Genomic DNA, 14,051 nt, shown 5'->3' with positions numbered 1-14,051 from the left:
CGAAATGGCAAATATTGTAATTGGAACAGCAGGGCATATCGATCATGGGAAAACGACCTTGATCAAAGCCTTGACCGGAATCGAGACAGACACGACGAGTGAAGAAAAAAAGCGGGGGATGTCGATTAATTTAGGCTTCGCCTATCTAGACCTGCCGAACAAAAAACGGGTTGGTATCGTGGATGTACCGGGACATGAAAAATTTATTAAAAACATGGTGGCTGGTTTGCCTGGGATTAATCTGGTGTTGCTGGTGATTGACGCTGCTGAAGGCATCATGCCGCAAACCAAAGAACATATCGACATATTAACGTTATTGGGCATCCGGGACTTTTTGATCGTCTTAACGAAGGTAGATACCGTTGATCCTGATCTAAAAGAGCTAGTCATTGAAGATATTCGTGAGCAATTGGCGGACACGCCTCTGGCTGAAGCTGATTTGATTGAAACCGACGCTGTAACCGGTACTGGAATCAAAGAGCTGCTGGCAAAAATCCAGGAGCATTCAGAGGAAGTTCCTGAACGTTCAGGCAGCGGCTCTGCCCGCTTGAATGTTGACCGTGTCTTTAGTGTAAAGGGTTTTGGGACGGTTGTTACGGGAACGCTCTTAGATGGCTCGATTAATGCGGGAGATGACTTATATTTGTATCCGAGTCAGAAAAAAACACGAGTACGTAATATTCAGGTACATGAAACAGATGTGAAAAGTGCGAGTTCCGGCCAACGAACGGCGTTGAACTTAGCAAATATCGCGACAGATGAGATTCAACGGGGCGATGTTTTGTCGGTGTCGGAAAAATTAGAAGATACTTGGATGTTAGATGTAAAAGTTACCTGCCTGCCTGAAGTAGAAGGTGGTATTGGTTTATGGGATCGAGTTCGTTTATTGATCGGCACTCGTGAAGTCATGGCACGGACTGTTCCGCTGGGAGTGGATTGGATCGGCCCAGGAGAGGATGGCTTTTTACAGTTGCGTTTAGAAGAGCAGGTCGCAGTCAAAGAACGTGATCGTTTCATTTTACGCTCCTATTCTCCAATGTACACTATCGCTGGCGGCGAAGTTTTAGACGCTGCCCCACATAAGCATCGCCGGTTCAAGGTGGAAATCTTAGAGAGCCTGAAGGCAAAAGAAGAGGGCAGTCTGGATGAGTTAATCGCAGATTTCATGGTGAACAAGAAACAGCCGTTTACGAAGGAAAAGGAATTGCAGGAATATTTGGGGGTAGGCCTTGAAGAACTGCAGCCGATCTTAACAGAGATGGTGACAGAAGAGCGAATAATTGAAACCAAAGTCGGCTATTTGGCGCAAGTCAGCTACCAAAAATTAGCAGATCAGGCAACAGAAATTCTATCCGCCTATCATAAGCAGTATCGTTTGCGTTTCGGGATGCCATTAGAGGAATTTCGTTCGCGGATGCGAGGCGTCTTAGCTGAAAAAGAAATATCTGCTTTGATCGGCTTAATGAAAGGAGAGCTAGTCAAAGAAACGAATGATAAATTGGCGCTGATTGATTTTGAAGTGACCTTTAACAAGTACCAGCAGGCGGCGAAAGAAAAGATCGAAAAGACTTTAGCAAAAAATGGCTATACACCAGTCAAGAAGGAAGAATTGTTTGATTTAGACAAAAACGCAGAGGAAGTTTTAGAAGCGTTGAACGGCGAAACCGTCGTTTTTTTGACCCACGAGTATGTCATTTTAGGTGAAGTTTTTGATCAAGCGGTGGCATTGATTCAGCAGTATATTGGCGAGCACCAGCAAATGATACTAGGTGATTTCCGTGATTTAACCAACTCGAGCCGTAAGTCTTCAATGCTGATCCTAGAGTATATGGACAAACAGGAGATCACGAAGCGTGTGGAAAATTATCGAATACTAGGCAAGTAATTGACTAGTAGACTTCTGTAGGAAAAAATCCATTAAAGGAAGAAGGGATAATAATGGGCATCTATTTGGATAATGCCGCCACGACGGCTCAAAAACCTAAGGTGGTGGCAGAGGCGATGGCGGAAATTCTAACCGGCGAGTACGGGAATCCCTCTCGCGGAGCCCACGGCTATTCGCTGGCAGGGTTTCGAGTAGCGGAGAAGGCGCGCAATCAGGTGAAGGCCCTACTTAACGCAGACCAACATTATGAGGTGGCGTTTACTAACAACGCGACCGTTTCTTTAAATGAAGTTTTAAAGGGGTTGATTCAGCCGGGAGATCATGTGGTGACGACCTCTTGGGAGCACAACTCTGTGTTGCGTCCGTTGTATCAATTAGAAGCACAGGGGGCCAGCGTCGACGTTATTTCCAGTGAAGCGGTGACTGGTCGACTGAACTATCAGGAGTTCGCAGAAAAAGTTCGTTCAGAAACAAAGGCAGTAGTTTGTAATCACGCGAGCAACGTTACAGGGAATTTATTGGACCTTGAATGGGTAAAGGATTTCTGTACAGAGCGGGGACTCTATCTAATTATTGATGCCTCTCAAACAGCTGGTGTCGTCCCAATCGATCTCAGCGACGGGAAAATCTCGGCGCTGTGTTTTACTGGTCACAAGTCGCTGTATGGACCACAGGGGACCGGCGGTGTGTGTTTGCGAAAAGACTTACCGTTGGAACCGGTATTGACCGGCGGGGACGGCATGCAGTCCTTTTCGAAGGTACAGCCTAAGGAGCTGCCGACGCTATTGGAAGCAGGAACGATGAATATTCCCGGAATTGCGGGCTTAACAGCGAGTATCCAGTGGTTGAAAGACCGCGAACCTTCGGAAAAACTCGGGGCTTATTTTTATCAGGAGCTGCAAACAATTGAGGGGTTAACGATTTATGGGGATTTCACAGGTCCTCGAGTGGATGTCTTTTCATTGAACATCAAGGATGCAGAGTCGGCAATCGTTAGTGATTTATTGTGGGAAGAGTATCAGATTGCTACACGTCCAGGCTATCATTGCGCGCCTTTGATGCACGAAGCGTTAGGAACCGCGGATCGCGGAACAGTTCGTTTGTCCTTCTCAAGTTTTACAACCAAGGCTGAAGTAGATAAGACCTTGGCTGCAATAAAAAATCTGGCGTTACGCTAAGAAAGCAGGTGGCTTATGTCAAAAGAGATTCAAAATATTTTAGCAAGCTTGCCCTCCGTGGATGTTTTATTGAAGCAGATTGATCCGATCTATCCCCACGGAAAAGCCAAAGAAGCAACACAGCAAGTAGTCGCACGTCTTCGGGAATCAGTGGTCGATGGGACACGAAAAACTGTGATTGATCAAAAAGAAGTTATCGCAATGATTCATAAGCAGTTGGAAGAAAAGCAGTTCTCATTACGTCGTGTGATAAATGGGACTGGAACAGTCATTCATACGAATTTAGGTCGCTCCTCCTTAAGCGAAAAAGCACAGGAGCAGCTGCTAGCGACTAGTTTTCATTATTCAAATTTGGAGTTGGACCTGGAAAGCGGCAAACGAGGGTCTCGCTATAGTCACTTAGTATCAATCGTGAAAAAGCTCACGGGAGCAGAAGATGTCTTGGTCGTAAATAATAATGCGGCGGCCGTATTGCTAGTCTTAAGTACACTGGTACAGGAAAAAGAAGTGCTGGTTTCACGGGGCGAGCTAGTAGAAATCGGCGGCGCCTTCCGAATTCCAGATGTCATTACCTCCAGCGGTGGAACAATCGTAGAAGTGGGAACAACGAATAAAACACATTTAGCAGATTATGAAAAGGCGTTGAATGAAGACACTGGGGCGATTCTAAAGGTGCATACCAGTAATTATCGCATTGTTGGTTTTACCGAATGTCCGAAATTGGAGAATTTGGCAGAACTAGCTCACGAGAATAATTTACCGCTGATCAATGATTTAGGCAGCGGTCTGCTACTTGATATGCGTCCTTTTGGTTTGCCTTATGAGCCGACTGTGAAGGAAGTATTGGATCAGGGCTGCGATATTGTAACCTTCAGCGGAGACAAATTATTAGGAGGACCACAGGCAGGAATCATTGTCGGAAAACGAGAATACATCGAGAAGATGAAGAAGAACCAGCTTTTACGGGCGTTGCGTATTGATAAAATGACGTTAAGTGCGCTGGAAGCGACTTTATCTTTATACCTTGATGAAAAGGAAGCCCTCAAATCTGTGCCGACATTACAAATGATCGGACTGAGTGAAGAAGATTGCTTAGGAAAAGCAGCGGAATTGGCTGCGATGCTGCAATTCATTACAGAGCTAAGTGTGAAAATCGAAAAAGACAGCAGTAAAATTGGCGGCGGTTCGTATCCAGAACATCTCTTGCCGACCTATGCGGTTGTTTTAAGCAGTGAACGATTTGCAGCGGATGTTCTGCAGGAGAAACTACGATTTGCAGCAACACCAATTATTACAAGGGTAAAAAATGATTGCAATTTCTTAGATATGCGGACGATTGCTTTGGATGAATTTCCGCTGATTCAAGAAACCCTGCAAGAAATTTTTAAATAAATGGAAGGAGGGATGACGATTCAACCACAGAAACAATTGGTTGTCGTGTCTCATTGTGTTTTGAACCAAAACGCCGTGATTCACGGTTGGGAACGGGCACGTGGAGCATTTCCTTTTGCGATTGATCTGTTGAGTCGCGGGATTGCCTTGCTTCAGCTGCCCTGTCCAGAGTTTATCGTGCTGGGAGGCGATCGTCCACCGATGACCTATGAGGAGTACCGTGATTTGCCAAACTACCGTCAAAAATGTCGAGAGCTGCTAACGCCCATTATCCAGCAAATTCAAGCTTATCAAGCGGAGGGCTACCAGTATCTGGGAATTATCGGGATCAATGAAAGTCCCAATTGCTCTATCAGTGGACAGCGGGGTGTTCTGATGGAAGAATTTTTTACGGAATGCGAGCAGCGGCAAATCGCGACCCAATATTTAGAGGTACCCACTTGGTACAGGGAGGACGATCAGGGAGAATTTGAAGAACAGTTACACGTTTTTTTAGAAAGAGGGATAAAGAATGAACAGTAAAGCAAGAGTGATCGCAATGTGTGCCATTGCAGTCGTATTAAATGTAGTACTGGGTGAAGCGGTATCTATGTTGAAGATTCCATTATTGTTTTTAGATACAATGGGCACGATTTTTATTGCCGCCAATTTTGGGATGGGGTATGGAATCATCACGGGTGTAACAACCAATTTACTAATGGGATTAATTAGCGGGCCGCTTTCCATTCCTTTTGCGTTGGTAAATGTAGCGGTAGCCATTGTAGTAGCATTATTGGCGAAAAATGGCTTTGGCTATAAACAAGCGTTGATTGCAGGAATTTTATTAGCCTTTATTTGTCCAATGATCGGTGCCCCGATTCGTCTAGCACTATTCGGTGGATTTACTGGATCAGGTACGGATATCGTGATCATGGCACTCAGAGCTTCTGGGAAGGAAATGATCAGTGCAACTTACTGGGGTGCAGTTATGGGGAATGTCGTCGATAAGATTGTTTCGTGTCTGCTAGTCGCGTGGTTTGTTAAATTACCGCAAATGAAACGCTTTGCAGTAAAATGAGTATGAATAGCTTCTACGACTAAGGTGCTTAGTCTGGAAATTTTAAGGTGAGCTAGGATCAACCAGAACAGTTGAGACTAGCTTATTTTTTTTGCCTATTTTTGCCAAATGACAAAAATGTTAGACGAATTTAGGTTGTTTCAATGGTTGATAGTCTAGGAATATTTTATAGTAGCCCTAGAAATAAAAAGGAGCAATCAGTGATGAAAAAAATTTTGATTGGTTTAGTTAGTTTAATTGTCATCGCCTATGTAGGCTTACAAATAGCAGATAAAGTCGTGAAGGGCGGCGATGATTATTATGTCCAAATCACGACAGACGGTCAACGAATTGAAGAGAAGGATACGAGTGGAAATACATATGTAGACTATAGCTATTCGTTGCCGGGCTATGACAAAGCTGGCAATAAAAAAATGCTGGATTTCAATGCCTCAAAATCTCGTCCTTTACGTCGCGAAGCGTTTCTTAAAGTTACCTGGAACGAAAAGAAGGGCGTAACTTCTTACGAAGAGGTGCAACAAAAAGAGGTTCCGAAAAAGGCCGCGGAAAAATTAGGTGTTTGATCATTTCGCGGACTGTACAGAGAAAAAGAAGCAATTAGGAGTGAAAGTATGGAAAAAATTGTATCAGTGAATGAAGTAAAGAAAACCTATGGAAAAGGCAATCAGAAAAAGACGCAAGCCTTAAAGGGAATTTCTTTTGAAGTTGAAAAAGGCGAATTTGTCGGAATTATGGGAGCATCCGGTTCAGGTAAATCAACGTTATTGAATCTATTGGCTACTTTGGATAAGCCTACAGATGGGAAGATTCGAATCAACCAAGCGGATGTAACAAAATTATCAGGCAACAAGCTAGCTGATTTTCGTAGTCGCGAAATTGGATTCATTTTTCAAGATTTTAACCTGCTGGAAAATTTAACTGCAGCGGAAAATATCGCGGTTCCTTTATCTTTACAAGGCGTGAAGGCCAAAGAGATACATCGCAGAGTCTCAGAGGTAGCCAAACGATTGTCAATCGACAGTATTTTGAATAGCTATCCTGCTCAAATTTCAGGAGGGCAAAAGCAACGTGTCGCTGCCGCTCGGGCTTTGATCACGCAGCCAACGATCCTATTAGGAGATGAACCGACAGGAGCACTGGATTCCAACAGTGCTCGCGATCTATTGGATACGATGGAGGAATTGAATCAAAAGGATCAGGTATCGATTTTATTAGTCACTCACGACCCTTTCTCCGCTAGCTACTGTCAACGGATTTTATTTATCAAAGACGGAGTGATCTATCAAGAGGTTAAACGTGAAAATCAAACACGAGAAGCTTTCTATCGTCAGATTTTAAGCATTCTCGGTAACTTGGAACAGTAGGGGGACTTTCGATGCTTTTAAAATTATCACTTACTGGGATCAAAGGACGCCTGAGAGATTACGTGGTGCTGTTTTCAGGCTTAGTTGTCGCTTCAGGAATCTTTTATATGTTCGAAGGCTTAGCAACGAACGAGGCCTTTTTGAAAAACAATTCTATGATTAATTCAGTGGTTATGATTTTCCATCTAGGGACGGTACTGCTTTCGATCATCACCTTCGTATATATTTTGTATGCGAACTCGTTTTTGATGTCGATGCGACAAAAGGATTATGCGATGTTTATGATGCTTGGTGCAAAAGGACGAAAGATTGCTCAATTGATCTTTATTGAAACCTTTGTCGTGGGCGTTGGGGCTACTTTAGTCGGAGTGATTCTCGGTATCGGCTTGAGTGGTGTTGTACAGCAGTTATTGGTCAAGCAATTAGAGATTAAGATCACTCATTTTACAGCGGTTAATTCCTCTGCAGTTCTCTTTACATTGATCTTTTTCACCGTTATTTTCTTAATAGCGGCCTTTGTCAATGCCATGACGATCGTGAGAAAACCGATCCTGAATCTGCTGCGGGCAAGTGAAACACCGCTCCCTGCAAACCGTAAAGTAATTACTTTGATTCTTGAAGTTATTGCGGGTATTGCCTTTTTAGGGATTGGCTATTACATGATGACCCAGGTAATGACCTTAGCCTTCTTAGCTTTGATTATTGCGTTGGTTACGATTGTTTTAGGAACATACTTTGTTTTTCATTCGATCCTGATTTTTGTATTGGATCTTTTGAAGCGCAGCGACAGTATCGCCTTGAAGAAATTGAACAATTTTACCCTGTCACAGCTAAGTTTCCGTATCCAAGATTACACGCGGATATTATCCATGGTAGCGATGCTTTTTGCGCTGGCATTAGGAGCAATCACTGTGGGACTCGGGTTCCACAATGAGATCATGAAAATGACAGATGCAACCTCCGCTTATGATTTAGTTTTGAATAATGGTCAAGCGTTCAACACCTCAGAGTTGGAGAAGATTGACGCGACCTCGGATGTGGCTTATCAACAAAAGGAAGATAAGGACACTATTTATTATGATCGCGGGCAATTCAATCAAACGCCGTTCATGGCGAAGGAATTTACTACTAGCCGAGAAACGAAAAAGAAGAGCTATGATGGAGAAACACTGGCGAAGGATCTGACTGCTTCGGATCAACTGCGTTCGTTAGAGCTACCCGAGCAAAGTACGAAGAAGCATCAATTTTTGTCCAGTGAAGAATTTGCGGCGTTACCAATGAAAGCCACAGAACTCCGTCTGATTCATGTGTCAGATTTTTCGAAGGATAAAGCCGCTTTAAAACAGTTAGCGGAAGAGAATTTTGTTAAAAACCCGACCATTAATAAAGATATGGGCAGTATGAATCAAAAAGCGCTGGTGTATGAATTGTATAATGCGTTATTCTCAGGTTTTGAATTTATGGGCTTTTTCCTAGGTATCGCCTTTTTAACAATGTTGGCCAGCTGTCTGATGTTCAAAATTTTATCTGGTGCAAAAAGCGATATTCAACGCTACAGTATGCTGGAAAAAATTGGAACACGTCGTAAGCTTTTAAAACAATCGATTCGTAAAGAGATCGGTATTCTATTTTTAGTGCCGGGATTGTTGGGCGTTACACATGTATTATTTGGTCTGCAGCTATTTAAAACATTGATGAGTGATCCTTACAGCAACATTTGGCTGCCATTCTTGATTTTCTTTGTCCTGTACTTTATCTACTATCTATTGACAGTATGGATCTACACAGGAATTGTGATGAAACACGAGGACTAAAAAAGGGGCTGGGACATAAATCCAGCTCCATAAAAATAGGCATCAGAGAAAATCATCGATTTTCTCTGATGCCTATTTATTTTCCCTACAAATAAAGAGAACTCTCTGATAAACTTAAAGCGTCGAAACAAAAAGTCTGGAGGGTTCTCTTATGTTTAAAAAGTATAACACAAATCAGGTCGTTTTACCGCTAGATCTTACACTTGTCATTCCTGAAAATGATATTGCTAGACTCATCGATTCTTTTATTGAGAGCATCCCGGATTCAGAATTTGAGGCTTTCAAACATGATCGCGGGGCGAGCTCTTTTCACCCGCGCATGATGTTGAAGTTGCTTCTATGCGCTTACGCGCAATCAATCACCTCTGGTCGTAAGATTGAAGGGTTGATGAAAGATAGTATTCGAATGATGTGGCTCGCGCAAGGGCACGAACCTAGTTATCGCACAATCAATCGGTTCAGAGTCGATTCTCGGGTGTTGCCTCTGATTCAGACTTGTTTTGTCCAACTGCGTTCGCACTTGGTAGAAACGAATCAAATAACCGAAGAAGCTATTTTTATTGATGGCACAAAAATTGAAGCTGCGGCCAATAAATACACCTTTGTTTGGAAAACTGCCATAGAGAAAAATCACAAGAATTTAGAAAAAAAATCCTTAGAAGCTTATCAAACGCTCGTCGAACAAGAGATCATCCCAGCACTTGAACGGGAATCTGATGGTGAATTATCAAAAGAGGAAATTCATGCGCTCACTACTCGTTTGACTGAAACAGTCGAACAATACGACGAAGCAATTGAACAAGAACCTGTCGGTTCTGTTCGTAAGCAGCTTCGCTCCAAACGCAAACTGCCAAAGGCTCAGCTCAAACATTTCCGCTCCCATCAAGAACGTGTTCAAAAATATGAGCACCAGTATCGTATTCTAGGTGATCGCAAAAGCTATTCCAAGACAGATACAGATGCGACATTCATGCGAATGAAAGAGGATCACATGCGTAATGGGCAATTGAAAGCTGGCTATAACCTTCAAATCGCTACGAACAACCGATATGTATTAGGGTATGATCTTTTTGCGAACCCTACAGATACTCGAACCCTTCAACCCTTTTTAGAAACGTTGCAGGCGCAATTTCTCCCTTTCCCCCTTACATTGTAGCGGATGCAGGCTATGGCTCAGAAAGTAATTATCGCTTCTTTGAGGATGAGCTTCCTCAACAGACACCGTTGATTCCTTATAGCACGATGATCAAGGAACAGAGTAAGAAATGGCAAGCCGACGAAAAGAAAGTCATGAACTGGGACTATTTTGAAACGGATGATTACTACGTCGATCCTAAAGGCGTTCGCTTCAACTTCAACACTTATCGTACAGAAACAGATGACTACGGATTTGAACGAGAGTTCAAAGAATATGTGGCCGAAGCAAAGGATGCTAATCAGAAGAAACTACCAGAGGCATTCACACCAGGCGGCTATCGAAGAAAAATCAAAGTCAATCCGTCATTAGAATATTTCAAAGCGCAACAACGAGACTTGCTTTCAGCACCAGAAACCAGTGCAATCTATGCCCAGCGTAAGATTGACGTGGAATCAACTTTTGGTCATCTGAAGGCTTGTTTGAAATGGACACGCTTTTCCGTTCGAGGGAAAGACAAAGTAAAAAATGAAGTAGGGATCGCCTTAATGGCAGTCAATATGAAGAAAATGATGCTTAATAGGCAACATGAGAGCAATACGGGGAAATCAAGTTATAAAAAAACAGGGATCAAAATCGAAAAAGCGATTTTGATCCCTGTTTTTAGTTGAGCTTAGGATTTATGTCCCAGACCCTTTCTATTCTTCAATATAGGCTAAGATATCTCCTGGCTGGCATTCCAGTACCTTGCAAATCTCATTAAGGGTAGAAAAACGGACGGCTTTTGCTTTGCCGGTTTTGAGCACAGAGATATTGGCATTGGTCATACCGACTCTCTTTGCCAGCTCCCCGGACGACATTTTTCTTTTTGCCAGCATGACATCTAAATTTACTTGAATCATTATTTTGCCTCCTTTTGTAACTCTCGCTTAAATAGTCAATTCATTTTCTTCTGCGATCAAATTGGCTTTTTCCAAAATTTTCGCCAGCGCCCAAACAATCGCCGCACCGACAATATAGGTCAAATCCATGAGAGCACTGTCTGTAGCAAAGCCTTGGAAAGAGGCATATAAATCAGGAAGACCTGAAGTTATAGATAATAGCAACATGATGACAGCGATTTTTTTAGCCATTTCGACATTATCTCTTACAAAAATATAGTCCATTTCTAGATTCTTAAAGAAGTTGCGGACAAACAAGAACAGGATACCATACAAGATAATGTTTGCTATCAGCAGCAAGAGAAAAATCGGTGAAGACAAGATATCAAAGGTATAGCGCCCAAAAGGCAGGCTGTCTACACTGACAACAGATAATTCCTGTGAGACAGTAGGAAGATTAAAGAGAACGGCCATCACCAGCAATCCTACAGCCGCGATCCCCATAATACCAACAAAAAAACTAAATACCCATTTCAACCCTTTAAATACACTTTTTTCTGAATTCATTTTCATACACTCCTTATTTCTTTGATTTATTTGTTGAGTTAACTATACCCATCGATTTAAACAAAGTCAATAAAAATTTATCGAAAAACGATAAAAATATATCGAATAAGAGATTCGAATCATTTAGGAGTGTTCTAGTGATTTCCCAAGGAATGTTGTCTTACCCTAGAAAAAAGAGTGATAAAGGCTGGACTATTTTGTTATTTTATGGATAATTATTAAGATTATGAATTTTTTGTGTCTTAGGAAATTTTCATTTGACGACGAAAAGTCAATTAACTAGCGGTTCATTCCTTAAAATTTGAAGGAAAGATCATTTTTCGTTCAAAAAATATAAAATTCTCTACCGAATCCCATATAAAAATGCATATTTTTTAATTCTGCTCTATAGTAATAGCGGACAATTTAATAAGGAAAGAAGTGTTCCGGATGAACCGGGTAAAAAAAGCTTTTACCAATCGTTGGCTTATCTTATTGACGGTCAGCGTGCTGTTTTGGGCAAAGACGATCTTAGCCTACTATGTAGATTTTTCATTAGGTGTGGAAGGGTCCATTCAATACTTCATTTTATGGATCAATCCAATTGCTACGACATTGCTGCTTTTTGGGGTGTTTCTTTACGTCAAAAAAATTAAGCCAGCCTTGATCGTATTGTTTTTGATGGATCTGTTAAATACCTTGATCCTATATTTGAACGTGATTTTTTATCGCGAGTTTACTGATTTTGTGACGATCAAATCGATTTTAGGATTTTCAAAGGTATCACAGGGAATTTCAGGCAGCTCCTTCGCTTTAATGAAACCCCATGATATTTTTTATTGGGTAGATATACTCGCTTTCTTAGGAATATTGATTTATATTTTTGCGAAACGAAAGGAAATCGTCAGCAAGCCCGTCAAAAAAACTTTCGCAGTAGCAGTCAGCTGTTTAGCAGCCTTGACCTTCTCAATCAATTTATCGTTAAGTGAGGCGAATCGCCCACAATTACTGCAACGAACCTTTGACCGGTCTTATATCGTTAAATATTTAGGATTAGACGCCTTTACTGTTTACGATGGGATCAAAACGGAGCAGACAAACAGTGTACGTGCCCATGCATCAAGCAATGGATTAACAGACATTTTAAAATATACGAAAAGTCATTACGCAGCTCCTGATCCAAGCAAATACGGCATCGCCAAGGGAAAGAATATTATTGTGATCCACTTGGAAAGCTTCCAACAATTTCTGATCAATATGAAGGTGGATGGACAAGAGGTTACACCATTTTTGAACAGTTTGGAAAATGACAACAAGCAAACGCTGGCTTTTGATAATTTCTTCCATGAGGTTGGTCAAGGCAAGACCAGCGATGCAGAAAACATGCTGGAAACAGGGACCTTTGGGTTGCCACAGGGGTCATTGTTTACGCAACTAGGTTCAGACAATACCTTCCAAGCAGCGCCAGCAATCTTGAATCAGCAAGCCGGCTATACCAGTGCAGTTTTCCATGGGAATGTTGGCAGCTTCTGGAATCGCGACCATGTCTATAAAAATTTAGGGTATCAAAATTTCTTTGATCGTTCCTACTTTAATCAGTCAGATGAAAGTTTAGGCTATGGCATTTTGGATAAGGACATGCTGAAGGAAACGGTGGGGCACTTAGAGCACCTGCAACAGCCCTTCTATACGAAATTTTTAACCGTAACAAATCATACACCGTATTTAACGGATGATAAGAACTTCAACTTCCCAGCTTTAAAAACAGGCAACAGTACAGTGGATGACTATGTGCGCACGGCTCACTATTTAGACGAATCCTTGCGTCAATTCTTTGATTATCTGAAAGCTTCAGGGATCTATCAAAACTCGATCTTTATGATCTACGGAGATCACTTTGGAATTTCCGACAGCAATAATAAGGATCTGGCTAAAGCACTAGGAAAAGATCCAACGACTTGGGATAAATTTGATGATGCGCAGATGCAGCGAGTACCATTGATGTTCCATATTCCCGGCTATACAAAGGGCGGTATCCAGCATCAATATGGCGGCGAAATTGACGTCTTACCAACGCTGCTGCATTTAATGGGCATTGATACGAAAAAATATATTCAATTTGGGACGGATTTATTTTCACCTCAGCATGATCAAACCGTTGCTTTTCGAAACGGGGACTTTGTCTCACCAAATTACACGGAATTAGGCGGAGAGACCTATGACAATAAAACCGGTGAGAAGGTTGATCCAACAGCCTTGAATATTGAATCGGAGATCGATAAGCAGCAGAAGCAGGTCAAACAAGCCTTAAGCTTATCCGATAAGTTGAACCAAGAAAATCTCTTGCGTTTCTACACACCAGAAGGCTTCACGCCCGTCGATCCGAAAAAATACGATTATCATGATTTAGATAAGAAAAATACGGCGATTGAAAAAGAAAAGGGTAGTCAATCAACCAGTCTTTACTCGAAGAATGGTAACAAAACGACCGCCAACCTTTATCCGCCAATACAGTAAGTTCAAGAAGAAGTATCCAATGGAAGGATGCTTCTTTTTTGTGCCCAACTTTTCGGAAAAGCCAAAAAGCATTTAGAGGATAGAACTTTATGACAGGTTTCGTTGAAGCAACTGTGAAGCGAAAATAGAAACGCGCGTTTTCTTCTACGTCTATTTCTCGTTGATAGAACCTTTAAAAAGGGCTGGATTCCCACACATTCCCGCCAATCTAGTGATTCAGCAATTGGCTGATTATTTGATAAAACAAATGGGAAAGCGATAAAATCAGTAAGTCATAAAAGG

11 protein-coding genes and 1 pseudogene are annotated in these 14,051 nt (G+C 41.9%); 10 read left to right on the top strand and 2 right to left on the bottom strand.

The features are described 5' to 3' along the window. Window positions 1-4 precede the first annotated feature (4 nt). The 9 genes and pseudogenes from selB (at window position 5) to IGI50_RS20720 (ending at window position 10,492) form a co-directional block, all read left to right on the top strand. Entirely contained in the window at window positions 5-1,885 is a 1,881-nt protein-coding gene (gene selB / locus IGI50_RS20760) for a selenocysteine-specific translation elongation factor (RefSeq protein WP_438778388.1), read from the top strand. A gap of 53 nt (window positions 1,886-1,938) precedes the next feature. Then, window positions 1,939-3,063, top strand: a complete 1,125-nt coding sequence (locus tag IGI50_RS20755) for an aminotransferase class V-fold PLP-dependent enzyme (protein WP_438778387.1) — start codon at window positions 1,939-1,941, stop codon at window positions 3,061-3,063. 15 nt (window positions 3,064-3,078) lie between these two features. Next, window positions 3,079-4,455 (top strand): L-seryl-tRNA(Sec) selenium transferase, encoded by a 1,377-nt coding sequence (gene selA / locus IGI50_RS20750; RefSeq protein WP_438778386.1) that lies wholly within the window; start codon window positions 3,079-3,081, stop codon window positions 4,453-4,455. Between the two features lie 12 nt (window positions 4,456-4,467). After that, complete coding sequence (locus tag IGI50_RS20745) at window positions 4,468-4,977, top strand: CD3072 family TudS-related putative desulfidase (protein ID WP_438778385.1); 510 nt, start codon at window positions 4,468-4,470, stop codon at window positions 4,975-4,977. Next, window positions 4,967-5,512 (top strand): CD3073 family putative ECF transporter S component, encoded by a 546-nt coding sequence (locus tag IGI50_RS20740; protein ID WP_010743991.1) that lies wholly within the window; start codon window positions 4,967-4,969, stop codon window positions 5,510-5,512. Before IGI50_RS20745 ends, IGI50_RS20740 begins: the two co-directional genes overlap by 11 nt. 203 nt (window positions 5,513-5,715) lie before the next feature. Continuing rightward, window positions 5,716-6,075 carry a YxeA family protein gene (locus IGI50_RS20735; RefSeq protein WP_028021041.1) on the top strand — a complete coding sequence of 120 codons (360 nt, stop codon included), beginning with the start codon at window positions 5,716-5,718 and terminating at the stop codon, window positions 6,073-6,075. Between the two features lie 48 nt (window positions 6,076-6,123). Further along, on the top strand, window positions 6,124-6,876 hold the full coding sequence (locus IGI50_RS20730; protein ID WP_010743989.1) for an ABC transporter ATP-binding protein: 753 nt from the start codon (window positions 6,124-6,126) through the stop codon (window positions 6,874-6,876). Between the two features lie 11 nt (window positions 6,877-6,887). Then, window positions 6,888-8,690 carry an ABC transporter permease gene (locus tag IGI50_RS20725; protein WP_438778384.1) on the top strand — a complete coding sequence of 601 codons (1,803 nt, stop codon included), beginning with the start codon at window positions 6,888-6,890 and terminating at the stop codon, window positions 8,688-8,690. A gap of 151 nt (window positions 8,691-8,841) precedes the next feature. After that, window positions 8,842-10,492: pseudogene (locus tag IGI50_RS20720) on the top strand (IS1182 family transposase). Window positions 10,493-10,523: 31 nt separating this feature from the next. Here IGI50_RS20720 and IGI50_RS20715 read toward each other — a convergent pair. After that, a complete protein-coding gene (locus tag IGI50_RS20715) occupies window positions 10,524-10,727 on the bottom strand; it encodes a helix-turn-helix domain-containing protein (protein WP_010743987.1) in 204 nt (67 codons plus the stop codon). A 27-nt stretch (window positions 10,728-10,754) separates the two neighbouring features. Continuing rightward, window positions 10,755-11,273, bottom strand: coding sequence for a hypothetical protein (locus IGI50_RS20710; RefSeq protein ID WP_438778383.1), 519 nt, complete (start codon window positions 11,271-11,273; stop codon window positions 10,755-10,757). Window positions 11,274-11,702: 429 nt separating this feature from the next. Between IGI50_RS20710 and IGI50_RS20705 the strand changes: the two genes are divergently transcribed. Then, complete coding sequence (locus tag IGI50_RS20705; protein WP_438778382.1) at window positions 11,703-13,769, top strand: LTA synthase family protein; 2,067 nt, start codon at window positions 11,703-11,705, stop codon at window positions 13,767-13,769. Window positions 13,770-14,051: the final 282 nt, after the last annotated feature.

Source organism: Enterococcus sp. DIV0170 (assembly GCF_051710765.1).
Lineage (GTDB): Bacteria > Bacillota > Bacilli > Lactobacillales > Enterococcaceae > Enterococcus_A > Enterococcus_A raffinosus.
Note: the sequence above shows the minus strand (reverse complement) of the source record. Positions and strands in the feature narration are given on the sequence as shown.